Genomic DNA, 22,123 nt, shown 5'->3' with positions numbered 1-22,123 from the left:
AGCCGACGGGCCCCGGACTCCGAGCGGACGTCACGGGACCCGGACTCCGAGCCGACGTCACGGGGAGTGGCGGCCCGCGCACGGCGCGCGCGTCAGGAACGGGCCGGCCGCGCCCGTACGTGCATCCGCTCCCCCTGCGGCCCGAACAGGCTCAGGAACTCCACCGGCCCGTCCCCCGCCGGCCCGAACCAGTGCGGCACCCGCGTGTCGAACTCGGCCGCCTCGCCCGGCGTGAGCACCACGTCGTGCTGCCCGAGCACCAGCCGCAGCCGCCCGGACAGCACGTACAGCCATTCGTAGCCCTCGTGGGTGCGCGGGTCGGGCTCGGCGCCGCGCTGCGGTTCGACCACCTTGTAGGCCTGGAGTCCGCCGGGCTGCCGGGTCAGCGGATACAGGGTGCGCCCGTGCCGGGTGATCGGTCTGGCCCGCACCCGGGGGTCGCCGACCGGCGGGGCGCCGACCAGTTCGTCCAGCGGGACCTGGTGGGCCTGGGCGATGGGCAGCAGCAGTTCCAGGCTGGGCTTGCGCAGGCCGGACTCCAGCCGGGACAGGGTGCTGACGGAGATGCCGGTGGCCTCGGACAGCGCCGCCAGGGTCACCTCCCGCTCCTTGCGGATGCGCCGCAGCCGGGGGCCGACCTCGGCGAGAACGTCGTCGGTACTCATGACCTTATTGCAGGTTCGGCAAAGGTTTTTGTCAATGCGGCACGGCTTGGGCGACGGTCGGGGCGGAGGTGGTCACCATGACCGAGAACTACGAAGTGGTCGTCGTCGGCGGTGGGGCGGCCGGGCTGTCCGCCGCGCTGGTGCTGGGCCGGTCCCGGCGCCGCACCCTGGTGGTCGACGCGGGCGAGCCGCGCAACGCGCCGTCCGCGCACATGCAGGGGTACCTCTCCCGGGACGGCATGTCCCCGGCCGAGTTCCTGGCGGTCGGGCGCGCGGAGATCGCCCGGTACGGGGTCGAGTTGACCCAAGACCGGGTGGTGGACGCGAGGAAGGACACGGACTTCACCGTCGTCCTCGCCGACGGCCGGGCGGTGCGGGCCCGGCGGCTGGTGATCGCCACCGGCCTGCGCGACGAGCTGCCACCGGTCCCGGGCCTGGCCGAGCGGTTCGGCCGGGACGTGCTGCACTGCCCGTACTGCCACGGCTGGGAGATGCGCGACCTGCCGACCGGGGTGCTCGCCGGCTCGCCGCTCGGCGTGCACCAAGCGCTGATCGTCACCCAGTGGTCGAAGGACGTACGGCTCTTCCTGCACCGGGTGGACGAGGCCGAGCTGACCGACCAGGACCTGCGCCGGCTGGCCGCCGCCGGGGTCGAGGTGGTGCCCGGGGAGGTGGCGGGGCTGGTGGTCACCGACGACCGGCTCACCGGTGTGCGGCTCGCCGGGGGCGCCGTGCACGACCGCGCGGTGCTGTACGCCGCCCCGCGCACCGTCCCGGCCAACGACCTGCTGGTCAAGCTGGGCGCGGACATGCGCGAGACCCCGTTCGGCAGCTACCCGGTGATCGACGAACGGGGCCTGACGAGCGTGCCCGGGCTGTGGGCGGCGGGCAACGCGAGCGGGCCCACCGAGCAGGTGGTGAACGCGGCAAGCCGGGGCTACCGGGCGGGCGTGGCGATCAACGCGGATCTGCTGATGAGCGACCTGGACGCGGCCGTGGGGGTGTAGACCGGGCGCCCCCGGTGCACTCTGGGGACATGCTGCTGACCCGGCTGGCCGAGGTGTCCCGGGAGGTCGCCGCGACGGCGGCGCGGTCCCGTAAGACCGCGCTGCTCGCGCAGTTGTTCCGGGAGGCCGGGCCGGAGGACGTGCCGATCGTCATCCCCTATCTGGCCGGGCGGCTGCCGCAGGGCCGGCTCGGGGTCGGCTGGAAGGTGCTGGGCCGTCCGGTGCCGCCGGCCGCCGAGCCGACGCTCACCGTGCGCGAGGTGGACGCCCGGCTCGGCGAGCTGGGCGGGGTGGCCGGGCCCGGGGCCCAGGCGGAGCGGTCCCGGATCGTCGGCGAACTGATGGGCGCGGCCACCGAGGCCGAGCAGCGCTTCCTGCTCGGCCTGCTCACCGGCGAGGTCCGCCAGGGCGCGCTGGACGCGGTCGCGGTGGAGGGCCTGGCCCAGGCGACAGGGGCGGATGCGGCGGACGTACGGCGGGCCGTGATGCTCGCCGGGTCGCTCCGGACGGTGGCCGAGGCGCTGCTCGGCGAGGGTCCGGCGGCGCTGGAGCGGTTCCGGCTCACGGTGGGCCGCCCGGTGCTGCCGATGCTGGCGCACAGCGCGTCGTCGGTCGCGGAGGCGGTGCGGAAGCTGGGCGCCTGCGCGGTGGAGGAGAAGCTGGACGGCATCCGGGTCCAGGTGCACCGGGACGGCGAACGGGTGCGGATCCACACCCGCACCCTGGACGACATCACCGGCCGGCTGCCCGAAGTCACGGCCGCCGCGCTGGAGTTGCCCTGCGAGGCGTTCATCCTGGACGGGGAGGTGATCTCCTTCGACGCGGCGGGGCGGCCCCGGTCCTTCCAGGAGACGGCGGGCCGGGTGGGTTCCCGGTCCGACGTGGCGCGGGCGGCCGAGGAGGTCCCGGTCTCCCCCGTCTTCTTCGACGCCCTCGCGGTGGACGGCCGCGATCTGCTCGACCTGCCGTTCGCCGAGCGGCACGCGGAGCTGGCCCGGCTGGTGCCCGAGCCGATGCGGGTGCGGCGCACGCTGGCCGCGGGCCCCGAGGACCTGGCGGAGGCGGAGCGGTTCCTCGCGGACACCCTGGCGCGGGGTCACGAGGGCGTGGTGGTCAAGGCGCTCGACGCGCCCTACAGCGCGGGCCGGCGCGGCGCGTCCTGGCTGAAGGTCAAGCCCGTGCACACCCTGGACCTGGTGGTGCTGGCCGCCGAGTGGGGCCACGGCCGGCGCACCGGCCGGCTGTCCAACCTCCACCTCGGCGCCCGCACCGCGGACGGCGGCTTCGCGATGCTCGGCAAGACCTTCAAGGGCATGACGGACGCGATGCTCGCCTGGCAGACCGAGCGGCTCCAGGAACTGGCGGTCGAGGACGACGGCCGGGTGGTCCGGGTGCGCCCCGAACTCGTCGTGGAGATCGCCTACGACGGCCTGCAGCGCTCCACCCGCTATCCGGCCGGTGTCACCCTGCGTTTCGCCCGTGTGCTCCGCTACCGCGAGGACAAGCGCCCCGAGGAGGCGGACACCGTCGAGGCCCTGCTGGCAGCCCATCCGGAGGTCGGGGCATGACGGTGCGGACGGCGAGGCGCAGCGCGGGACTGCTGTTGTTCCGGCACACGGGCCAGGGCCTGGAAGTGCTGCTCGGTCATATGGGCGGTCCGCTGTGGGCCAGGAAGGACGCGGGCGCCTGGACCGTGCCCAAGGGCGAGTACGACCCGGCGGAGCCGGCCTGGGAGGCGGCCCGGCGGGAGTTCCGCGAGGAGCTGGGGGTGGCGCCGCCGGACGGGGAGGCCGTACCGCTGGGCGAGGTCGCGCAGCGCAACGGCAAGATCGTCACGGCCTGGGCGGTGGAGGCGGACTTCGACCCCGGGACGATCGAGCCGGGGACGTTCACCATGGAGTGGCCGCCGCGGTCCGGCCGGCTCCAGGAGTTCCCGGAGCTGGACCGGGTGGCGTGGTTCACCCCGGACCGGGCCCGTGCGGTGATCATCACGGCGCAGGCCGCGTTTCTCGACCGGCTGGCGGAGCACTCGGCCTGATCCGAGGACCTGTCGCGTTGCGACTTGCCGGGCCGCGCGCGAAGGTCGAGACAAGCCCGCTCCCAGGGAGGTCGGTCATGCCCATCGCGACGGTGAACCCGGCGAACGGCGAGACGCTCAAGACGTACGAGCCCATGGACGAGGACGAGCTGGAACGCCGGCTGGAGCTGGCCGAGGCCACGTTCCGCACCTACCGGACGACCTCGTTCGCCGAACGCGCCCGGTTGCTGACCAAAGCCGCGGAGCTGCTGGACGAGGACCAGCGGGAGATCGGCCGGGTCGTCACCACCGAGATGGGCAAGCCGGTCCGGCAGGCCCGCGCGGAGGCCGCGAAGTGCGCCAAGGCGATGCGCTGGTACGCCGAGCACGCCGAACGGCTGCTGACCGACGAGGAGCCCGCCGAGGCGGACGTGCGCGACTCGGGCGCCTCCCGGGTGCGGGTGCGCTACCGCCCGCTCGGCCCGGTGCTCGCCGTGATGCCGTGGAACTTCCCGCTGTGGCAGGTGGTCCGGTTCGCGGCGCCCGCCCTGATGGCCGGCAACGTGGGCCTGCTCAAGCACGCCTCCAACGTGCCGCAGACGGCCCTGTACCTGGAGGACCTCTTCCACCGGGCGGGCTTCCCGGAGGGCTGCTTCCAGACGCTGCTGATCGGCTCCGGCGCGGTGGACGACATCCTGCGCGACGAGCGGGTCAGGGCGGCCACCCTGACCGGCAGCGAACCGGCGGGCCGGGCGGTCGCGTCCACCGCCGGGGAGATGATCAAGAAGACGGTGCTGGAGCTGGGCGGCAGCGACCCGTACATCGTGATGCCCTCCGCCGACCTCGACCGCGCGGCCGAGGTCGCGGTGACCGCGCGGGTGCAGAACAACGGGCAGTCCTGCATCGCCGCCAAGCGGTTCATCGTGCACACCGACGTCTACGACGCGTTCGCCGAGAAGTTCGTCGCGGGCATGCGGGCCCTGAAGGTCGGCGACCCGCTGGCGGAGGACACCGAGATCGGGCCGATCGCCAGCGAGCGGGGCCGCGCCGACCTGGAGGAACTGGTCGACGACGCCCGGCGCGGCGGGGCGACGGTGCTGTGCGGCGGCGAGCGGCCGGACGGGCCCGGCTGGTACTACCCGCCGACCGTGCTGTCCGGGATCACCCGGGAGATGCGCGTGCACCGCGAGGAGGCGTTCGGACCGGTCGCCACGCTGTACCGGGCGGACGACGTGGACGAGGCCGTGCTCATCGCCAACGACTCGGCGTTCGGCCTGAGTTCGAACGTGTGGACGCGGGACGAGACCGAGGTCGAGCGGTTCGCCCGGGACCTCGAGGCCGGTTCCGTGTTCGTCAACGGGATGACCGCCTCGCACCCGGCGTTCCCGTTCGGCGGGGTGAAGCGCTCGGGGTACGGGCGTGAGCTGTCCGGGCACGGAATCCGGGAGTTCTGCAACATCACCACGGTTTGGCAGGGTGCGTGAGGGCCGCGCGGCTACCATCCCGTTCTGTGAACCGCGAAGTGACCCTGCCTCTGATCGTCGACGACCGCGGGGCCTTGCAGGTCTCCGCGGCCGACGTGAGTAAGTTGTTGCGGACCGTGGGCGCGCGGTGGCTCCATCTGGTCGAGGCGGGCGAGCAGGGGCTCGACGAGGACACCGTGGCCGCGCTGACCATCGAGCTGGCCAAGCTGGCGGACCGGATCGACGTCGCGTGCATCGCGCACAGCAGCGGGACGCAGTAGGCCGCGCCCGCCGAACGCCCGCCCCGCCCCGGCGGTGAGGCCGGGCCCGCCGACTCCGGCACAGCCCAGGCGGTCGGGCCGCGCCCGCGTGACTCCCGCCCCGTGCCCCGGCCGCCCATGGTCGGGGCACCTTCGTCGCGCCCACCGGGCGCCCGGCCGCCCACGGCCCCCGTGCCGTCCCCGCCCCGGCGCCCCAACCGTCCCCGCCCGCAGTCCGAGCCGCCCGGCGCCCGGGCCGCCTGCCGCCCGAGTCCTCCCCACCGCGTGGCCCGCTTTCCTCGCCGCCGGTCCCTCCGGCATAACGTCCGGCCTGCTCTTTTCCCTCGTCCGGCCGCAGAAATCGCCCTCCGGGCCGGACCCCGGCGTCCCCGGTTCGGAGTAATCCAACGCGAGATCATCGCCCTCCCGGGTGACGGTGGATGGAGCGCCCACAGAGGCGAACCCACCTTCTGACCGGCGGGCGAAGGCCCTGTCGGAACACGGAAAGCAGGGACGGTTCATGGCGACCTTGTGCAAGCCCTCGGTGTCGGTCCCGGAGTACGTGATCACGATGGAGGAGACGCTGGAGCTGGCGCGCTCCCGCCACGCCGACCACCCACAACTGCCACTCGCCCTCAGGCTGATCGAGAACACCGGCGTCAAGACGCGGCACATCGTGCAGCCCATCGAGGAGACCCTCAAGCACCCGGGCTTCGAGGAGCGCAACAAGCTCTACGAGGCCGAGGCCAAGGCCCGGGTCCCCGCGGTGATCCAGCGCGCGCTGGACGACGCGGAACTGCTCACCAGCGACATCGACGTGATCATCTACGTGTCGTGCACGGGCTTCATGATGCCCTCGCTCACGGCATGGCTGATCAACGAGATGGACTTCGACAGCACCACCCGCCAGCTCCCCATCGCCCAGCTCGGCTGCGCGGCCGGGGGCGCGGCGATCAACCGGGCGCACGACTTCTGCTCGGCCTACCCGCACGCCAACGCCCTCATCGTGGCCTGCGAGTTCTGCTCGCTGTGCTACCAGCCCACCGACCTCGGCGTCGGATCGCTGCTCTCCAACGGGCTGTTCGGCGACGGCATCGCCGCCGCCGTGGTCCGCGGGCGCGGCGGCCGGGGCGTCAGCCTGGAGCGCAACGGCTCCTACCTGATCCCGAAGACCGAGGAATGGATCGCCTACGACGTACGCGCGACCGGCTTCCACTTCCTGCTGGACAAGCGGGTGCCGACGACCATGGAGCCGCTCGCCCCGGCCTTGCGGGACCTGGCCGGCACCCACGGCTGGGACGCGTCCGACCTGGACTTCTACATCATCCACGCGGGCGGTCCCCGCATACTCGACGACCTGAGCAAGTTCCTCGAGGTCGACCCGCACGCCTTCCGGTTCAGCCGGGCCACGCTCACCGAGTACGGCAACATCGCCAGCGCCGTCGTCCTGGACGCGCTGCGCCGGCTGTTCGACGAGGGCGGCGCCGAGGACCGGGCGCGCGGGCTGCTCGCCGGGTTCGGCCCGGGGATCACCGCCGAGATGACGGTCGGGCGCTGGGCCGACGGGGACGGAGCCGGGCGGTGACCGCGCCGGCGCTCCCCGAGACCCTGCCCCCGGTTCGGCACTGGCCGGCGCTCGACCTGCCCGGCACCGACTTCGACCCGGTGCTGGCCGATCTGATGGCGGAGGGCCCGGTCACCCGCGTCCAGCTGCCGCACGGGGAGGGCTGGGCGTGGCTGGTCACCCGGTACGAGGACGTGCGCAGGGTGGCGGGCGACCCCCGCTTCAGCCGTGCGGCGGTGATGGCCAAGCAGGTCACCCGGCTCGCCCCGCACTTCATCCCGGAGCCGGGCGCGGTCGGCTTCCTCGATCCGCCCGAACACACCCGGCTGCGCCGCTCGGTGGCCGCCGCGTTCGGCGCCAAGGGCGTGGAGCGGGTGCGGGAGAAGGCGCGTGCCCGGCTGGCGGAGCTGGTCGACGACCTGCTGCGCGGCGGCCCGCCGGCGGACCTGACCAGCGCGGTGCTCGGCCCGTTCCCGATCGCGGTGATCTGCGAGCTGATGGGCGTCCCGGCCGGCGACCGGCACGCCCTGCACACCTGGACCGGGCTGATCCTCTCCTCCTCGCACGGCAAGCGGATCAGCGAGCGGGCCAAGCGGGAGATGGCCGCGTACTTCTCCGAGCTGATCGGCCGGCGCGAGCACGGCACCGGCGAGGACGTCGCCTCCCTGCTGGGCGCCACGGTGGGCCGTGCGGAGATCACGCTGGACCAGGCCGTCGGCCTCGCCGTCCTCCTCCAGATCGGCGGCGAGGCGGTCACCAGCAACAGCGGGCAGCTCTTCTACCTGCTGCTGACCCGCCCCGCGCTGCTGCGGCGGCTGCGCGCGGAGCCGGAGCTCAGACCCCGGGCGATCGACGAACTCCTGCGCTACATCCCGCACCGCAACGCGGTCGGGCTGTCCCGCGTCGCCCTGGAGGACGTGGAGATCGGCGGGGTGCGCATCCGCGCGGGCGACCCGGTCTACGTCTCGTACCTGGCCGCCAACCGCGACTCCGAGGTCTTCCCCGACCCGGACACCATCGACTTCTCCCGCAGCCCCAACCCGCACGCGGCGTTCGGCTTCGGCCCGCACTACTGCCCGGGCGGGATCCTGGCCCGGATGGAGGAGGAGCTGCTGACGGACGCCCTGCTGGACCGGGTCCCGGGTCTGCGACTGGCCGTACCGCCGGACCAAGTGCCGTTCCGCAAGGGTGCGTTGATCCGGGGCCCCGAGGCCCTGCCGGTGACGTGGTGAGCCGCTCATGACCGAGACCGAGGGACTGTACGTGCCACCGGGGCACGGCCGTGTCGTCGCGACCCCGGCCCAGCGGGTGACGTTCAAGGTCACCGGCACCCATTCGCGGATGGCCTCGACCTTCGAGGTGGAGGTGCCGCCCGGCTTCGACGTGGGCGCCCATGTGCACACGCGCAGCGAGGAGTTGTTCTACGTCCTCGAGGGCGAGCTGGACGTCCTCGCCTTCGAGCCGCGCATCCGTACCCCCGACAACTGGCAGAAGTGGCAGTCGCCTTCGGGCAGCCGGGTGGTGCGCGCGACTCCGGGCACGGTCATCGTCGTACCGCCGGGCTGCCCCCACGCCTTCGCCAACCCGACGGAGAGCCCGGCGAAGATGTTCTTCCAGGCGTCTCCCCCGCCGGACCACGAACGCTACTTCGAGGAACTGCTGGAGATCCTGGCCGGCGGGGGCCCGCCGGACCAGGAGGCGATCGAGGCGCTCAGGGCGAAGTACGACATCGAACAGCTGACGCCGCTGAAGCACCGGTGACGGGGCGCAGCCGTGCGCGGTACGCGGCCCCGCCCCGGCGTCACCGGATGGGCATGCCGGACAGGGTCCGGGCGATGACCAGCCGCTGGATCTCGCTGGTCCCCTCGAAGATGGTGTAGATCGCGGCGTCCCGGTGCATCCGCTCCACCGGGTACTCCCGCGTGTACCCGTTGCCGCCCAGGATCTGGACGGCCTGCGCGGTCACCGTCTTCGCGGTCTCGCTCGCGAACAGCTTGGACATGGACCCCTCGGCCGCGGTGAACGGCTTGCCGTTGACGGCCATCCAGGAGGCCCGCCACACCAGCAGCCGGGCCGCGTCGATCCGCGTGCGCATGTCCGCGAGCTGGAAGGCCACGCCCTGGTTGTCGATGATCGGGCGCCCGAACTGCTCACGGGTCTTCGCGTAGTCGAGCGCGACCTCGTAGGCGGCGCGGGCGGTGCCCACGGCCATGGCGCCGACGGCCGGCCGGGACGCCTCGAAGGTGGCCATCGCCGCGTTCTTCACCCTCCCCCAGCCTTCGGCCGGGGGGACCCCCACACCCTCGGCCGCCTTCGCCTTCTCCCGGGCCCGGGCGAGGCGCTCGTCCAGCTTCTCCTTGCCGCCGAGCAGGCAGGAGCCGGGCACCCGGACGTCGTCAAGGACGACCTCGGCGGTGTGCGAGGCGCGGATGCCGTGCTTCTTGAACTTCTGCCCCTGGGACAGGCCGGGCGTGCCCGGCGGGACGATGAAGGAGGCGTGGCCCTTGGAGCCGAGGTCGGGGTCGACGACGGCGACGACCACGTGGACGTTGGCGATGCCGCCGTTGGTCGCCCAGGTCTTGGTGCCGTTGATCACCCACTCGTCCTTGGCCTCGTCGTAGACGGCGCGGGTGCGCATGGAGGCGACGTCGGAGCCGGCGTCGGGCTCGGAGGAGCAGAACGCGGCGACCTTGACGTCGTTCTGGTCGCCGTACATCTGCGGGATCCAGGTGCCGATCTGCTCGTCGGTGCCGTTGGCGAGGACGCCCACGGCGGCGAGGCCGGTGCCCACGATGGACAGGGCGATGCCCGCGTCCCCCCAGAACAGCTCCTCCATGGCCATCGGGATGCCGAGGCCGGTGGGGTCGAAGTACTGCTGCGCGTAGAAGTCGAGGGAGTAGATGCCGACCTTCGCGGCCTCCTGGATGACGGGCCAGGGCGTCTCCTCGCGCTCGTCCCACTCGGCGGCCGCCGGGCGGATCACGTCCGCGGCGAAGCCATGGAGCCAGTCCCGGACTTCCTTCTGCTCGTCGTTGAGCTCCATGGTGAACTCGGCCATGTCCCCTCCAGCGGCGCTGCGATGTTACTAACGGTAACGTGAGTCTGTTACCGGCCGGTAGGATTGTCAACCGCCGAGTCCCTCGGCCTCCCGTTCGATGTCAGGGGCGCCGTCAGTGTTAGTTTGCGCAGGCGTCACCGAATCAGCACGGGTGGGGAGAGCACATGGACACCACACAGCGGACCGAGCAGCAGCGGTCCGCGGAGCGCCGCCGGCGCGAGCTGCTGGAGGCCGCCGACCGGGTGGTGCTGCGCGACGGCCCGCAGGCGTCGATGAACGCGATCGCGGCGGAGGCGGGGATCACCAAACCGATCCTGTACCGGCACTTCGGCGACAAGGGCGGTCTCTACGCGGCCCTGGCCCAGCGGCACACCGACGCCCTGCTGGCCTCGCTGCGGGCGGCGCTGGACGCGCCGGCCGGCCGGCGCGAGCGGGTCGAGGCCACCCTCGACACCTACCTCGCCGCCATCGAGGCGCGGCCCCAGGTGTACCGGTTCCTGATGCATCCGGCCGAGGGCGGCGCCGGCGGGGAGCAGGGCTTCGACGTCGGCAAGCACTCCGTGCCGCTGCTGCGGCGGATGGGCGAGGAGCTGGCCCAGGTCATCGAGGAGCGGGTGGACCTCGGACCGGACAGCCGGCGGCTGGCCCGGGTGTGGGGCCACGGGATCGTCGGGATGATGCACGCGGCCGGCGACTGGTGGCTGGGGGAACGTCCCTGCTCCCGGGCCGAGCTGGTGCGCTCCCTCGCCGACCTGCTGTGGGGCCGGCTGGCCGCCGCCGGGGACCGGCTGGGCGGCCCGGGCTTCTGACGGCCGCCGGCCACACTACCCCGTCGCGTCAGCTCCCCCGGTACCAGGAGGCGCGGGAGACCTGCCGCATCAGCCTCCGGTGGCGCCACCCCGTCAGACGGTCGGCGTAGATCTCTCCCTCCAGGTGGTCGCACTCGTGCTGGAGGCACCGGGCGAAGAAGCCGGTGCCGTGCACGGTGACCGGCTCCCCCGTCACCGTCCGGCCCTCCACCACCGCGTGGTCGTAGCGCTCGGTGCCCGCCTCCAGCCCCGGCAGCGACAGACAGCCCTCCGGGCCCCGGATCACCACGCCGTCCGCCTCCACCAGCCGCGGGTTCACCACGTGGCCCAAGTGCCGCACGTCCTCGTCGTCGGGGCAGTCGTAGACGAACACCCGCAGGGGCACGCCCACTTGGTTCGCCGCCAGCCCGACCCCGCGCGCCGCGTACATCGTGGCGAACAGGTCCTCCACGAGGGCCGCGAGGGCGGGGCCGAAGTCGGTGACGTCCCGGCAGGGCTCGCGCAGTGCCGCGTCGCCGAGCAGGGTGAGGGGCCGGACGCGCCCGCGGGCGCCCGGAATGGAACCGTGTCGCATGGCGGCAAGGGTACGGTTCCTTCAGCTCATGCCCGCCGCGCGTGAGCGGAGGCCGGAATTCGGGTGTGTGAACGGATCTCGATAGGCTGAGGGTCCCACCACGCTGCCGGATGGCCCCAGGCGCGGCGCGTACGCAAGGAGGATCGAGAACTGATGGCAGGCAACTCGGACCCGCTCACGCCGCGGGCCAAGCTGGCCGTGACCGCGGGCAAGGCGGTCGCTGCGGCATCGCGCGCCGCGGGGCGCGGCAGCGGGTCGGTGATCGGTGGCCGGGTCGCGCTCAAACTCGACCCCGACCTGCTCGGACGGCTCGCCCAGAACCTGGACGTCGTCCTGGTGTCGGCGACCAACGGCAAGACCACGACCACCCGGCTCATCGCCGAGGCGCTGCGCGCCGCGGGCCCGGTCGTGTCGAACGCGCTCGGCGCCAACATGCCGGCCGGCATCACCTCGGCCCTCGCGGGCGGCTCGGACGCGAAGTTCGGCGTCATCGAGGTCGACGAGAAGTACCTGGCCGGGGTGGCCCGGGACACCGACCCCAAGTGCATCGCGCTGCTGAACCTCTCCCGGGACCAGCTGGACCGCGCGGCCGAGACCCGGATGCTCGCCGAGAACTGGCGCGAGGGCCTGGCCGGCTCCAAGGCGGTCGTCGTCGCCAACTGCGACGACCCGCTGGTGGTGTGGGCCGCGTCCTCCTCCCCGAACGTGGTCTGGGTCGCGGCCGGCCAGATGTGGAAGGACGACGCCTGGTCCTGCCCGTCGTGCGGCGGTGTGATGCAGCGCCCCGGCGACGACTGGTTCTGCGGCGAGTGCGGCTTCCGCCGGCCCACGCCGACCTGGGCGCTGTCCGGCGACCACGTGCTGGACCCGCACGGGTCCGCCTGGCCGATCCACCTCCAGCTGCCGGGCCGCGCCAACAAGGCCAACGCCGCGTCCTCCGCGGCCGTCGCCGCCGTCTTCGGGGTGCCGCCGCAGGTCGCCCTGGAGCGGATGTACCAGGTGCAGGCGGTGGCCGGCCGGTACGACGTGGTGCAGTTCCAGAACCGCGACCTCAGGCTGCTGCTGGCCAAGAACCCGGCCGGCTGGCTGGAGACGTTCTCCCTGATCGACCCGCCGCCGGCGCCGGTGATCCTGTCCGTGAACGCGCGCGGGGCCGACGGCACCGACACCTCCTGGCTGTGGGACGTCGACTACACCCGGCTGACCGGCCACCCGATCTTCGTCATCGGCGACCGGAAGCTGGACCTCGCCGTCCGCCTGGAGGTCGCCAACCAGCACTTCCAGGTCTGCGACACCCTCGACCAGGCCGTGCAGATGTGCCCGCCGGGCCGGATCGAGGTCATCGCGAACTACACCGCGTTCCAGGACCTGCGCCGCCGCGTCGGCAACTGATCTTCGAAGGGCGATCACCTCATGAGCGACAACCAACTGCGGCTGGTGTGGATCTACCCGGACCTGCTGAGCACCTACGGCGACCAGGGCAACGCCCTCGTCGTGGAGCGCCGGGCCCGGCAGCGCGGCCTGGACGTGGCCCGGCTCGACGTGCGCAGCGACCAGCCGATCCCGACCTCCGGCGACATCTACCTGATCGGCGGCGGCGAGGACCGTCCGCAGCGGCTCGCGGCGGAGCGGCTGCGCCGGGACGGGCACCTGCACCGCGCGGTGGAGAACGGCGCGATCGTGTTCTCGGTGTGCGCCGGCTACCAGATCCTCGGCCACGAGTTCATCAACGACCTCGGCCAGCGCGAGCCGGGCCTCGGCCTGCTCGACGTGGTGTCGGTGCGCGGCGAGGGCGAGCGGTGCGTCGGCGACGTGCTCGGGGACATCGACCCCCAGCTCGGGCTGCCCCCGCTGACCGGCTTCGAGAACCACCAGGGCGTCACCCACCTCGGCCCGACGGCCCGCCCCTTCGCCCGGGTGACCATCGGCAAGGGCAACGGCACCGGGGACGGCACCGAGGGCGCGTACAACGGCACGGTGTTCGGCACGTACATGCACGGGCCGGTCCTCGCCCGCAACCCGCTGATCGCCGACCTGCTGCTGAAGCTGGCGCTGGACGTCAACGCGCTGCCGCCGATCGACGACCGCTGGTACGAGGCGCTGCGCAACGAGCGCATCGCGGCGGCCCAGCAGCCCGCGTAACCGGCCGGCGAAGGGGCGGGTACGGCAGCGCTCGTAACCGTCCCTTCAACGGGATGTCAGCGTGGTCCGGCAGACTCCCGGCGGGCCCGCCTGACGGCTCGTCCGCTCACATGTGCGGGCGCGTCCAGCAGGCGGACGCCCGCTGTGGAGCCACCCCCTCACGCCGGTAGGGTGGCCGGGAATCCGCCGGACAACGTGGTCCGGTCACCCGGCCCACGTTGAGAAGGTATTTCGGGCTATGCGTATAGGTGTCCTCACGTCCGGCGGCGACTGCCCCGGCCTGAATGCCGTCATCCGGTCCGTCGTGCACCGTGCCGTCGCCGACCACGGCGACGAGGTCATCGGTTTCCGGGACGGCTGGAAGGGCCTCCTGGAGTGCGACTACCGCAAGCTCGACCTGGACGCCGTGGCCGGCATCCTGGCCCGCGGCGGCACCGTCCTCGGCTCCTCCCGGGTCCGCCCGGAGCATCTGCGGGACGGTGTGGAGCGCGCCCGGGGCCATGTCGCGGAACTGGGCCTGGACGCGATCATCCCGATCGGCGGCGAGGGCACCCTGAAGGCGGCCCGGCTGCTCTCGGACAACGGTCTGCCCATCGTGGGCGTGCCGAAGACCATCGACAACGACATCGCGGTCACCGATGTCACCTTCGGTTTCGACACCGCGGTGACCGTGGCGACCGAGGCCCTGGACCGGCTGAAGACCACCGCCGAGTCCCATCAGCGGGTGCTCATCGTGGAGGTCATGGGCCGGCACACCGGCTGGATCGCGCTGCACTCCGGCATGGCGGCCGGCGCCCACGCCGTCGTGGTGCCCGAGCGGCCCTTCGACATCGAGGAGTTGGCGCGGAAGGTCGGCGAGCGGTTCGCGGCCGGCAAGCGGTTCGCCATCGTGGTCGCGGCGGAGGGCGCCAAGCCGCGCCCCGGCACCATGGACTTCGACGAGGGCGGCAAGGACGTCTACGGCCACGAGCGCTTCGCGGGCATCGCCCGGCAGCTGTCGGTGGAGCTGGAGCAGCGCCTCGGCAAGGAGGCCCGGCCGGTGATCCTCGGGCATGTGCAGCGCGGCGGGACGCCCACGGCGTACGACAGGGTGCTGGCCACGCGGTTCGGCTGGCACGCGGTGGAGGCGGTGCACCGGGGGGAGTTCGGCGCGATGACCGCGCTGCGGGGGACCGACATCGTCATGGTGCCGCTGGCCGACGCCGTGGAGACGCTGAAGACGGTTCCCGCCGAGCGGTACGACGAGGCGGAGTGCGTCTTGTAGTTCAGGAGAGAACATTCCGCCCCCGGTCGCAGTCAGGGCCGGGGGCGGTTCTACTCTTGGGGGCGGACAACTCGCACAACCCCCACGAAACAGGAGCCGGCGGATGGATCACAGCGGGCACGGCATGATGATGGATCTGCCGCCGTTCACGCTGGGGCGAGGGCTTGCGTGGTCGGCGGACCCCTTCTTCCTCGTCGCCTGTGTGGCCGGGCTGGCCCTGTACGGGTGGGCCGTCGTGCGGCTGCGGCGGCGCGGGGACGCGTGGCCGGCCGGGCGGACGGTGTCGTACGTCGTCGGCGTGCTCACCATCGCCCTGGTGATGTGCACCAAGCTGAACGACTACGGCATGGTCATGTTCAGCGTGCACATGGTGCAGCACATGGTGATCAGCATGCTGTCGCCGATCCTGATCCTGCTCGGCGCCCCGGTGACGCTGGCGCTGCGCGCGCTGCCGGCCGCGGGCAAGGGCCGCAAGGGGCCGCGCGAGCTGCTGCTGATGCTGCTGCACAGCCGGTACATGCGGGTCATCACCCACCCGGCGTTCACCATCCCGCTGTTCATCGCCAGCCTGTACGCCCTGTACTTCACCCCGCTGTTCGACTTCCTGATGGGGTCGAGGACCGGGCACATCGCGATGATGGTGCACTTCCTCGCGGTCGGCGTGGTGTTCTTCTGGCCGATCATCGGTGTGGACCCCGGCCCGCACCGGCCGGGGCATCTGATGCGGATGCTGGAGCTGTTCGCGGGCATGCCGTTCCACGCGTTCTTCGGTATCGCGCTGATGATGGCGTCGACGCCGATGGTGGGCACGTTCGAGCATCCGCCGGCCTCGCTGGGCATCGACGCGCTGTCCGACCAGAGCGCGGCGGGCGGCATCGCCTGGGCGTTCAGCGAAATCCCGTCGGTGCTGGTGCTGATCGCGCTGCTGTTCCAGTGGTACCGCTCCGAGCAGCGGCAGGCCAAGCGCAAGGACCGGGCCGCCGACCGGGACGGCGACAAGGAGCTGGAGGCGTACAACGCCTATCTGGCCTCGCTGAGCACCCGCGAGGGCTGAGCCGGGGTGTCCCCGCGCGGGCCGGAGCCGACCGGGCTCCGGCCCCTCGTCGTATCCCGCCGGGTCCCGCCCTATGCCTCCCGGGCGGGAATCGGGGCACCATGGGTGGGGGACGGACCACGAGGAGGGTGTCGCGATGCCCGGTACCACCAACGGCTCCAATGGTTCCACCAAGGCGATGGGGGCGCTCACGGCCGGGGCGCTGGTCCTCGTGACCGCCTACACCGTCGCGCTCGGCGGCAACGGCTGGCTGTGGTTCGGCTGGGTGGTGCTGGGGCTGCTGACCCTGGCCCTGGTCGTCACCCGGTCCTGAGCCGCGGAAGGCGGGAGCTGGCTACAGTGCCCGCATGAACAGCAGGACACCCGCGTTCGACGAGCTGGACCGCCGGATCGTCACCGCGCTCATGGCGAACGCCCGCACGAGTTTCGCCGAGATCGGCGCGGACGTGGGGCTGTCCGCCACGGCGGTCAAGCGGCGGGTGGACCGGCTGCGGGAGACCGGGGTGATCACCGGGTTCACGGCGACGGTGAAACCGGCCGCGCTGGGCTGGCGCACGGAGGCCTACATCGAGGTCTACTGCGAGGGCGCGGCCCCGCCCCGGCGCCTGGCGGAGGTGGTCCGCAACCATCCGGAGATCGCGGCGGCCATGACGGTGACCGGCGGTGCCGACGCGCTGCTGCACGTGCGGGCGCGGGACGTGGAGCACTTCGAGGAGGTGCTGGAGCGGATCCGCGCCGAGCCGTTCGTCCGCAAGACGATCAGTGTGATGGTGCTGTCCCACCTGCTCCCGGAGAGCCCGGAGGCGGGCGCCACCCACGCGGCCCCCGAGTGACCGGGCGGCGCGCAGGAGACGTGCGTGCGCCCCGGTGAGAACGCAGCGATGCTGCGCATCCACGCAGCCTTTCGCGCTTGTCGCCCGTCTTCCTCCCTTCCTAACGTGGTGTCACCCCCTAGTGACACACAGGAGAGCGGAGGGAACCCTCTGTGACCGAACGTCGTGTGCCGCGTCCCCGGCGATTCCTCGTCTGCGAGCCCAGGCACTTCGCCGTCCAGTACGCGATCAACCCCTGGATGCACCCCGGCCGGCCCGTCGACGCGGGCCTGGCCCGGGAGCAGTGGCGGTCGCTGGTCCGCGCCTACGAGGAGCACGGCCACACCGTCGACCGCGTCGAGCCGGTCCCCGGCCTGCCGGACATGGTGTTCGCCGCCAACGCGGCCCTCGTCGTCGGCGGCCGGGTCTTCGGTTCCCTCTTCCACGCCCCCGAGCGGCGCCCGGAGTCGGAGCACTACGACACCTGGTTCAAGACGGCCGGCTACGACGTGTACCGGCCCGAGTCGGTGGCCGAGGGCGAGGGCGACCTGGTGTGGACGGGCCGGTACGTGCTCGCCGGCACCGGGTTCCGCACCACCCCCGGGGCGCACCGGGAGGCGCAGGAGTACCTGGGCCGGCCGGTGATCGGCCTGCGGCTGGTGGACCCGTACTTCTACCACCTGGACACGGCGCTGTTCGTGCTCGACGACGACAACGTCTGCTACTACCCGGAGGCCTTCTCGCCGGGCAGCCGCGAGGTGCTCCGGCGGCTGTACCCGGAGGCGGTGCTCGCCACCCGCGAGGACGCGCTGGCCTTCGGCCTGAACTCCGTCTGCGACGGCCGGCACGTCTTCATCGCCCCCCAGGCCGGGGCGCTGGCCGCACGCCTCGCCGATCACGGTTATGTCCCCGTCCCCGTCGACCTGTCCGAGCTCCACAAGTCCGGCGGTGGCATCAAGTGCTGCACCCAGGAGATCCGCTGATGACCGCACCCGCGCGCCCCCGTACGTCCGAGCAGCTGATCCGCGCGGAGGAGCCGGTGCTCGCGCACAACTACCACCCGCTGCCCGTGGTCGTGGCCCGGGCCGAGGGCAGTTGGGTGGAGGACGTCGAGGGCAACCGCTACCTCGACATGCTGGCCGGCTACTCGGCGCTGAACTTCGGCCACCGGCACCCCGCGCTGGTCGAGGCCGCCCACCGGCAGCTCGACCGGCTCACCCTGACCTCCCGCGCCTTCCACAACGACCGGCTGGCCGAGTTCGCCGAGCGGCTCGCGGAGCTGACCGGAATGGACATGGTGCTGCCGATGAACACGGGCGCGGAGGCCGTGGAGAGCGGCATCAAGGTGGCCCGCAAATGGGCGTACGACGTGAAGGGCGTCCCCGAGGGCCGGGCGACGATCGTGGTCGCGGCGGAGAACTTCCACGGCCGTACGACGACGATCGTCGGCTTCTCCACGGACGAGACGGCCCGGGCCGGCTTCGGGCCCTTCACGCCCGGCTTCAAGGTGGTGCCGTACAACGACCTGGCCGCGCTGGAGGCGGCGGTCGACGACACCACGGCGGCGGTGCTGATCGAGCCCGTCCAGGGCGAGGCGGGCGTGATCGTGCCGGACGACGGCTATCTCGCGGGGGTGCGCGAGCTGACCCGCCGCGCGGGCTGTCTGTTCGTCGCCGACGAGATCCAGTCGGGCCTCGGCCGCACCGGCCGCACCCTCGCCGTCGAGCACGAGGACGTGCTGCCGGACGTGCTGCTGCTAGGCAAGGCGCTGGGCGGCGGCATCGTACCGGTGTCGGCGGTGGTGGCCCGGCGCGAGGTGCTGGGCGTGCTGCGTCCCGGTGAGCACGGTTCGACGTTCGGCGGCAATCCGCTGGCCGCGGCGGTCGGCACGGCCGTGGTGGAGCTGCTGGAGACGGGCGAGTTCCAACGCCGGGCGGCCGAGCTGGGGGTGGTCCTGCGGGACGGGCTGGCCGACCTGGTCGGCAGGGGCGTGACCGGGTTCCGGGCCCGGGGGCTGTGGGCCGGGGTGGACGTCGAGCCGGCGCTCGGCACCGGCCGGGAGATCAGTGAGCGGCTGATGCGCGAGGGGGTCCTGGTCAAGGACACCCACGGCTCCACGATCCGGCTGGCGCCGCCGCTGACCATCACGACGGAGGAGCTGCGGTCGGCGCTGGGCGCGCTGGAGAAGGTGCTGGTCTGAGGAGCGCGCGGGCGGGGGCCGGTGGCGGCACCGGCCCCCGCCGCGGTGTCACTCGGCGCCGAGGAGCCGCTTCATCTCCTTGATCTCGGCGTCCTGCGCGGTGATGATCGCGTCCGCCATGGCCTTGGCGTCGACGGAGCGGCCCCGCCGCTTCTCGGTGGCGGCCATCTCGACGGCGCCCTGGTGGTGCTCGACCATCAGCGACAGGAACCGGGTGTCGAAGTCCTTGCCGGTGGCCTTCTTCAGGGCGGCCATGTCGTCCTCGCTCATCATCCCGGACATCCCGGTGTGGCCGGAGTGGTCCATGCCGGCCATCGGGGGCTGCTCGCCCCATGCCTTCAGCCAGCCGGTGAGGGTACGGATCTCCGGGTCCTGTGCCTTCTCGATGCGGGCGGCGAGGTCCTTCACCTTCGCCGAGGAGGCGCGGTCGGCGGCGAGTTCCGCCATCTCCAGGGCCTGCTGGTGGTGCGGGATCATGCCCTTGGCGAAGGCGACGTCCTGGGCGTTGTGCGCGTCGGCCGACGCGCTCGGCGTGGCGGAGGCGGCGGAGGCGCCGTGACCGGTGTGGCCGGTGCCGCCGTCGGCGTTGTCGTCGCTGCCGCCGCCGCAGGCGGCGAGGACGAGCGCGGAGGTCACGGCGGCCGTGGCGAGGGCGACGCGGCGCGTCAGGGTACGGGTGGTCATGAGAGGAACTCCTGCTGTTCGGGAGGGATTTCGGGCACGCGTGGGCACGGCCGCGCGTCCCGCTCGGGGCGGGGCGGGCGCGGCCGGGGCGGCCTCTAGATCCGCAGGAGCTGGAGTTCGGCCAGGTCGGGTGGGGCGCGGGCGTCGTCCGGCGCGACGGTCCACGCGGCGCGCGGTCGGTGGGCCGCTGCCGGTCCCGGCACCGGGTCGGGGGCCGGCGCGGCCAGGTGCGGCCCGCCGTTCAGCGCGCCCGAGGCGCAGTTGGGGTCGGCGTGGTGCAGCCGGTGGCCGCCGCTGTGGCCGACGCAGTCGTCGACGGCGACGAGCGCGGCCGTCATGTGCGTGGCGTGGGCGTGTCCGGCGTGTTCCGGGTGTCCCGCTCCGCCGCCGGGTGCGAGGGCGTGCATGCCCAGCAGCCCGATCAGCACCGCGAGCACGGACAGCGCGCGGTACCGCCCGAGCGGTCGCCGCGGATGCTGTCCGGTGGTGCGCATGGGGTCATCGTACGGGGGCGTGCGACGGCGCACGGACCAGGCCCTGCGACACGCCCGCGCGCCCCTGGTTCGGCGCGGCGGTGTGCGGGCAACCGGGCGGTGTACGACGCGTGGCGCGGTACTGGCCGCGGGGAACCGGGCAGCGGATGATGACAAGGGGTGCCCGGGCCGGCGGTCAGGTCCGCGTGCCGTGCCGCCGACGGTCCGCCGCCGGCCCGACGGAGTGAGGCGAGCCGTGTTCTATTACGTCCTCAAGTACGTGCTGCTGGGCCCGCTGCTCAGGCTGGTCTTCCGGCCCCGGATCGAGGGGCTGGAGCAGGTGCCCGCGTCGGGAGCGGCGATCATCGCGGGCAATCATCTGTCGTTCGCCGACCACTTCCTCATGCCGGCGGTACTCAGACGCCGCATCACCTTCCTCGCCAAGGCCGAGTACTTCACCGGTCCTGGGCTCAAGGGCCGGCTCACCGCGTTCTTCTTCCGCGGTGCCGGGCAGATCCCGGTGGACCGCTCCGGGAAGGAGGCGGGACAGGCGGCGCTCCGCGAGGGCCTCGGGGTGCTGCGCCGGGGGGAGTTGCTCGGCATCTATCCGGAGGGCACGCGGTCGCACGACGGCAGGCTGTACAAGGGCAAGGTCGGAGTCGCGGTGCTGGCGCTGACGGCGGGGGTGCCGGTGGTGCCCTGCGCGATGATCGGCACGTTCGAGGCCCAGCCGCCCGGCCGGGTCGTGCCGAGGGTCCGCCCGGTGACGATCCGCTTCGGCGAGCCGCTGGACTTCTCCCGCTACGCGGGCATGGAGCGGGAGAAGGCGGTGCTGCGGGCGGTCACCGACGAGATCGTCTACGCGATCCTCACCCTGTCCGGGCAGGAGTACGTCGACGAGTACGCGGCCGTCGTCAAGGAGCGCCGGGCCACCGGGGAGCACGGCCGGCCCCGGTCGCCGCTCGGCTGACCTCTGCCGTCGGCAGAAGATCCGCGCCCGCGGCGGCGGGAGTGCCTAGGCTCGCCGCATGAGGAAAGCGGTGGTGATCGGGGCGGCCGGGCAGATCGGCCGTCCGGTGGTGGACGCGCTGGCCCGGGACGGCTGGGCGGTGACGGCGGTCTCGCGCGGCGGGGGCCGGGACGCGGGCTGGGACGAGGGGGTGCGCACGGCCCGGGTGGACCGCGCGGACGGCGACGCCCTGGCCGCGCTGGTGGGCGACGGCTGCGAGCTGCTGGTCGACGTGGTCGCCTATGACGCAGGGCACGCCCGGCAGTTGACGTCGCTCGCGGACCGGATCGGCTCGGCGGTGGTGATCTCCAGCGTGGCCGTGTACGAGGACGGCGCCGGGCGGGGCTTCGACACCCAGGGCGAGCCGGACGGCTTCCCCGTCTACCCCGTGCCGGTGCCCGAGACCCAGCCGACGGTCGCGCCGGGCGAGGCCACCTACAGCACCCGCAAGGCCGCGCTGGAGGCGGAGCTGCTCGCCGCCGGTGACGCGTTCCCGGTCACGGTGTTGCGGGCGGGCGCGGTGCACGGGCCGTACAGCCCGCTGCCGCGCGAGCTGTACTTCGTCAAGCGGAACCTGGACGGCCGGAAGCGGCGGGTGCTGGCGTACCGGGGCGAGAGCCGGTTCCATCCGTCGAGCACCCGGACCATCGCCGAGCTGGTGCGGCTGGCGGCGGCCCGGCCGGGTTCGCGGGTGCTCAACGCCTGTGACGCCGAGGCGCCGACGGCAGCGGAGATCGGCGCGGCGGTGGACGCCGTGATGGGGGCCGAGACCCGGACGGTGTGCCTGGACGGTCCGCCGGAGGGCTCGGTGGGACGCACGCCCTGGTCGGTGCCGCTGCCGGTGGTGTGCGACATGTCCGCCGCTCGGCGGGAGCTGGGCTACCGGCCGGTGGTGTCCTACGCGGACAGCCTGCCCGAAACGGTGGAGTGGCTCGCCGGGCGGGTGCGCGGGCGGGACTGGCGGGAGGCGTTCCCGCTGCTCGCGCGGGTTTACCCGGACCTGTTCGACTACGCGGCGGAGGACGCCTGGTGCGCGGCATAGCCGAGGGGCGGCCGGAAGCTCCGGCC

At 73.1% G+C, this 22,123-nt stretch carries 24 protein-coding genes; 19 read left to right on the top strand and 5 right to left on the bottom strand.

Annotated elements, in window-relative coordinates; genetic code table 11:
• Positions 1-92 precede the first annotated feature (92 nt).
• Entirely contained in the window at positions 93-665 is a 573-nt protein-coding gene (locus ACSURM_RS31340) for a helix-turn-helix domain-containing protein (RefSeq protein ID WP_436959127.1), read from the bottom strand.
• Between the two features lie 77 nt (positions 666-742).
• On the opposite strand from ACSURM_RS31340, the gene ACSURM_RS31335 reads away from it, so the two are divergent.
• The 8 genes from ACSURM_RS31335 to ACSURM_RS31300 all read left to right on the top strand — a co-directional run bounded on the left by ACSURM_RS31335 (position 743) and on the right by ACSURM_RS31300 (position 8,737).
• The gene (locus ACSURM_RS31335) at positions 743-1,672 is read left to right on the top strand and encodes an NAD(P)/FAD-dependent oxidoreductase (protein ID WP_436959126.1); all 930 of its coding nucleotides are present in this window, start codon (positions 743-745) and stop codon (positions 1,670-1,672) included.
• A gap of 29 nt (positions 1,673-1,701) precedes the next feature.
• Positions 1,702-3,240 carry an ATP-dependent DNA ligase gene (locus ACSURM_RS31330; RefSeq protein ID WP_436959125.1) on the top strand — a complete coding sequence of 513 codons (1,539 nt, stop codon included), beginning with the start codon at positions 1,702-1,704 and terminating at the stop codon, positions 3,238-3,240.
• On the top strand, positions 3,237-3,710 hold the full coding sequence (locus tag ACSURM_RS31325) for an NUDIX domain-containing protein (RefSeq protein WP_436959124.1): 474 nt from the start codon (positions 3,237-3,239) through the stop codon (positions 3,708-3,710). Before ACSURM_RS31330 ends, ACSURM_RS31325 begins: the two co-directional genes overlap by 4 nt.
• Positions 3,711-3,787: 77 nt before the next feature.
• Positions 3,788-5,173 (top strand): NADP-dependent succinic semialdehyde dehydrogenase, encoded by a 1,386-nt coding sequence (locus tag ACSURM_RS31320; RefSeq protein ID WP_436959123.1) that lies wholly within the window; start codon positions 3,788-3,790, stop codon positions 5,171-5,173.
• A gap of 26 nt (positions 5,174-5,199) precedes the next feature.
• Positions 5,200-5,433: a DUF6213 family protein gene (locus ACSURM_RS31315; RefSeq protein WP_030603860.1), complete on the top strand. Its 234-nt coding sequence runs from the start codon at positions 5,200-5,202 to the stop codon at positions 5,431-5,433.
• Positions 5,434-5,932: 499 nt separating this feature from the next.
• Complete coding sequence (locus ACSURM_RS31310; protein WP_436959122.1) at positions 5,933-6,997, top strand: type III polyketide synthase; 1,065 nt, start codon at positions 5,933-5,935, stop codon at positions 6,995-6,997.
• Positions 6,994-8,208: a cytochrome P450 gene (locus ACSURM_RS31305; RefSeq protein WP_436959121.1), complete on the top strand. Its 1,215-nt coding sequence runs from the start codon at positions 6,994-6,996 to the stop codon at positions 8,206-8,208. The genes ACSURM_RS31310 and ACSURM_RS31305 overlap by 4 nt, the downstream gene beginning before the upstream one ends.
• A 7-nt stretch (positions 8,209-8,215) precedes the next feature.
• Entirely contained in the window at positions 8,216-8,737 is a 522-nt protein-coding gene (locus ACSURM_RS31300; RefSeq protein ID WP_436959120.1) for a cupin domain-containing protein, read from the top strand.
• Between the two features lie 40 nt (positions 8,738-8,777).
• Here the strand turns inward: ACSURM_RS31300 and ACSURM_RS31295 are convergent, their stop codons facing one another.
• Entirely contained in the window at positions 8,778-10,034 is a 1,257-nt protein-coding gene (locus ACSURM_RS31295; RefSeq protein ID WP_436959119.1) for an acyl-CoA dehydrogenase family protein, read from the bottom strand.
• Between the two features lie 164 nt (positions 10,035-10,198).
• Here ACSURM_RS31295 and ACSURM_RS31290 point away from each other — a divergent pair, with 164 nt between their 5' ends.
• Entirely contained in the window at positions 10,199-10,843 is a 645-nt protein-coding gene (locus ACSURM_RS31290; protein WP_359049574.1) for a TetR family transcriptional regulator, read from the top strand.
• Between the two features lie 28 nt (positions 10,844-10,871).
• Here the strand turns inward: ACSURM_RS31290 and def are convergent, their stop codons facing one another.
• A complete protein-coding gene (def, locus tag ACSURM_RS31285) occupies positions 10,872-11,417 on the bottom strand; it encodes a peptide deformylase (protein WP_436959118.1) in 546 nt (181 codons plus the stop codon).
• Positions 11,418-11,570: 153 nt separating this feature from the next.
• Here def and ACSURM_RS31280 point away from each other — a divergent pair, with 153 nt between their 5' ends.
• From ACSURM_RS31280 to rocD, 8 genes are all read left to right on the top strand, one after another.
• Positions 11,571-12,809 carry a MurT ligase domain-containing protein gene (locus ACSURM_RS31280; RefSeq protein WP_436959117.1) on the top strand — a complete coding sequence of 413 codons (1,239 nt, stop codon included), beginning with the start codon at positions 11,571-11,573 and terminating at the stop codon, positions 12,807-12,809.
• Between the two features lie 21 nt (positions 12,810-12,830).
• Positions 12,831-13,559, top strand: coding sequence for a type 1 glutamine amidotransferase (locus tag ACSURM_RS31275; RefSeq protein WP_436959116.1), 729 nt, complete (start codon positions 12,831-12,833; stop codon positions 13,557-13,559).
• 238 nt (positions 13,560-13,797) lie between these two features.
• Positions 13,798-14,823, top strand: coding sequence for a 6-phosphofructokinase (locus ACSURM_RS31270; protein WP_436959115.1), 1,026 nt, complete (start codon positions 13,798-13,800; stop codon positions 14,821-14,823).
• A 103-nt stretch (positions 14,824-14,926) separates the two neighbouring features.
• On the top strand, positions 14,927-15,877 hold the full coding sequence (locus ACSURM_RS31265) for a cytochrome c oxidase assembly protein (RefSeq protein WP_436959114.1): 951 nt from the start codon (positions 14,927-14,929) through the stop codon (positions 15,875-15,877).
• A gap of 136 nt (positions 15,878-16,013) precedes the next feature.
• Entirely contained in the window at positions 16,014-16,190 is a 177-nt protein-coding gene (locus ACSURM_RS31260; protein ID WP_436959113.1) for a hypothetical protein, read from the top strand.
• A gap of 34 nt (positions 16,191-16,224) precedes the next feature.
• Complete coding sequence (locus tag ACSURM_RS31255) at positions 16,225-16,710, top strand: Lrp/AsnC family transcriptional regulator (protein WP_436959112.1); 486 nt, start codon at positions 16,225-16,227, stop codon at positions 16,708-16,710.
• 152 nt (positions 16,711-16,862) lie between these two features.
• Positions 16,863-17,672, top strand: a complete 810-nt coding sequence (gene ddaH / locus ACSURM_RS31250) for a dimethylargininase (RefSeq protein ID WP_436959111.1) — start codon at positions 16,863-16,865, stop codon at positions 17,670-17,672.
• On the top strand, positions 17,672-18,889 hold the full coding sequence (rocD, locus tag ACSURM_RS31245; RefSeq protein WP_436959110.1) for an ornithine--oxo-acid transaminase: 1,218 nt from the start codon (positions 17,672-17,674) through the stop codon (positions 18,887-18,889). Before ddaH ends, rocD begins: the two co-directional genes overlap by 1 nt.
• Positions 18,890-18,937: 48 nt before the next feature.
• Here rocD and ACSURM_RS31240 read toward each other — a convergent pair whose 3' ends face one another.
• Positions 18,938-19,573 carry a DUF305 domain-containing protein gene (locus tag ACSURM_RS31240; RefSeq protein WP_436959109.1) on the bottom strand — a complete coding sequence of 212 codons (636 nt, stop codon included), beginning with the start codon at positions 19,571-19,573 and terminating at the stop codon, positions 18,938-18,940.
• Positions 19,574-19,668: 95 nt separating this feature from the next.
• Entirely contained in the window at positions 19,669-20,067 is a 399-nt protein-coding gene (locus ACSURM_RS31235; protein WP_436959108.1) for a DUF6153 family protein, read from the bottom strand.
• A 235-nt stretch (positions 20,068-20,302) separates the two neighbouring features.
• On the opposite strand from ACSURM_RS31235, the gene ACSURM_RS31230 reads away from it, so the two are divergent.
• Together ACSURM_RS31230 and ACSURM_RS31225 are read left to right on the top strand one after the other, a co-directional pair.
• Complete coding sequence (locus ACSURM_RS31230; protein WP_436959107.1) at positions 20,303-21,016, top strand: lysophospholipid acyltransferase family protein; 714 nt, start codon at positions 20,303-20,305, stop codon at positions 21,014-21,016.
• Positions 21,017-21,074: 58 nt separating this feature from the next.
• Positions 21,075-22,097 carry an NAD-dependent epimerase/dehydratase family protein gene (locus tag ACSURM_RS31225; RefSeq protein WP_436959106.1) on the top strand — a complete coding sequence of 341 codons (1,023 nt, stop codon included), beginning with the start codon at positions 21,075-21,077 and terminating at the stop codon, positions 22,095-22,097.
• Positions 22,098-22,123 lie beyond the last annotated feature (26 nt).

Source organism: Streptomyces sp. SudanB182_2057, assembly GCF_964272715.1.
GTDB lineage: Bacteria > Actinomycetota > Actinomycetes > Streptomycetales > Streptomycetaceae > Streptomyces > Streptomyces rubradiris.
Note: the sequence above shows the minus strand (reverse complement) of the source record. Positions and strands in the feature narration are given on the sequence as shown.

Coding starts and splice junctions, on each gene's coding strand:
- ACSURM_RS31340 (WP_436959127.1), bottom strand. CDS start 665: ATGAGTACCGACGACGTTCTCGCCGAGGTCGGCCCCCGGCTGCGGCGC.
- ACSURM_RS31335 (WP_436959126.1), top strand. CDS start 743: ATGACCGAGAACTACGAAGTGGTCGTCGTCGGCGGTGGGGCGGCCGGG.
- ACSURM_RS31330 (WP_436959125.1), top strand. CDS start 1,702: ATGCTGCTGACCCGGCTGGCCGAGGTGTCCCGGGAGGTCGCCGCGACG.
- ACSURM_RS31325 (WP_436959124.1), top strand. CDS start 3,237: ATGACGGTGCGGACGGCGAGGCGCAGCGCGGGACTGCTGTTGTTCCGG.
- ACSURM_RS31320 (WP_436959123.1), top strand. CDS start 3,788: ATGCCCATCGCGACGGTGAACCCGGCGAACGGCGAGACGCTCAAGACG.
- ACSURM_RS31310 (WP_436959122.1), top strand. CDS start 5,933: ATGGCGACCTTGTGCAAGCCCTCGGTGTCGGTCCCGGAGTACGTGATC.
- ACSURM_RS31300 (WP_436959120.1), top strand. CDS start 8,216: ATGACCGAGACCGAGGGACTGTACGTGCCACCGGGGCACGGCCGTGTC.
- ACSURM_RS31295 (WP_436959119.1), bottom strand. CDS start 10,034: ATGGCCGAGTTCACCATGGAGCTCAACGACGAGCAGAAGGAAGTCCGG.
- ACSURM_RS31290 (WP_359049574.1), top strand. CDS start 10,199: ATGGACACCACACAGCGGACCGAGCAGCAGCGGTCCGCGGAGCGCCGC.
- def (WP_436959118.1), bottom strand. CDS start 11,417: ATGCGACACGGTTCCATTCCGGGCGCCCGCGGGCGCGTCCGGCCCCTC.
- ACSURM_RS31280 (WP_436959117.1), top strand. CDS start 11,571: ATGGCAGGCAACTCGGACCCGCTCACGCCGCGGGCCAAGCTGGCCGTG.
- ACSURM_RS31275 (WP_436959116.1), top strand. CDS start 12,831: ATGAGCGACAACCAACTGCGGCTGGTGTGGATCTACCCGGACCTGCTG.
- ACSURM_RS31270 (WP_436959115.1), top strand. CDS start 13,798: ATGCGTATAGGTGTCCTCACGTCCGGCGGCGACTGCCCCGGCCTGAAT.
- ACSURM_RS31265 (WP_436959114.1), top strand. CDS start 14,927: ATGGATCACAGCGGGCACGGCATGATGATGGATCTGCCGCCGTTCACG.
- ACSURM_RS31260 (WP_436959113.1), top strand. CDS start 16,014: ATGCCCGGTACCACCAACGGCTCCAATGGTTCCACCAAGGCGATGGGG.
- ACSURM_RS31255 (WP_436959112.1), top strand. CDS start 16,225: ATGAACAGCAGGACACCCGCGTTCGACGAGCTGGACCGCCGGATCGTC.
- rocD (WP_436959110.1), top strand. CDS start 17,672: ATGACCGCACCCGCGCGCCCCCGTACGTCCGAGCAGCTGATCCGCGCG.
- ACSURM_RS31240 (WP_436959109.1), bottom strand. CDS start 19,573: ATGACCACCCGTACCCTGACGCGCCGCGTCGCCCTCGCCACGGCCGCC.
- ACSURM_RS31235 (WP_436959108.1), bottom strand. CDS start 20,067: ATGCGCACCACCGGACAGCATCCGCGGCGACCGCTCGGGCGGTACCGC.
- ACSURM_RS31225 (WP_436959106.1), top strand. CDS start 21,075: ATGAGGAAAGCGGTGGTGATCGGGGCGGCCGGGCAGATCGGCCGTCCG.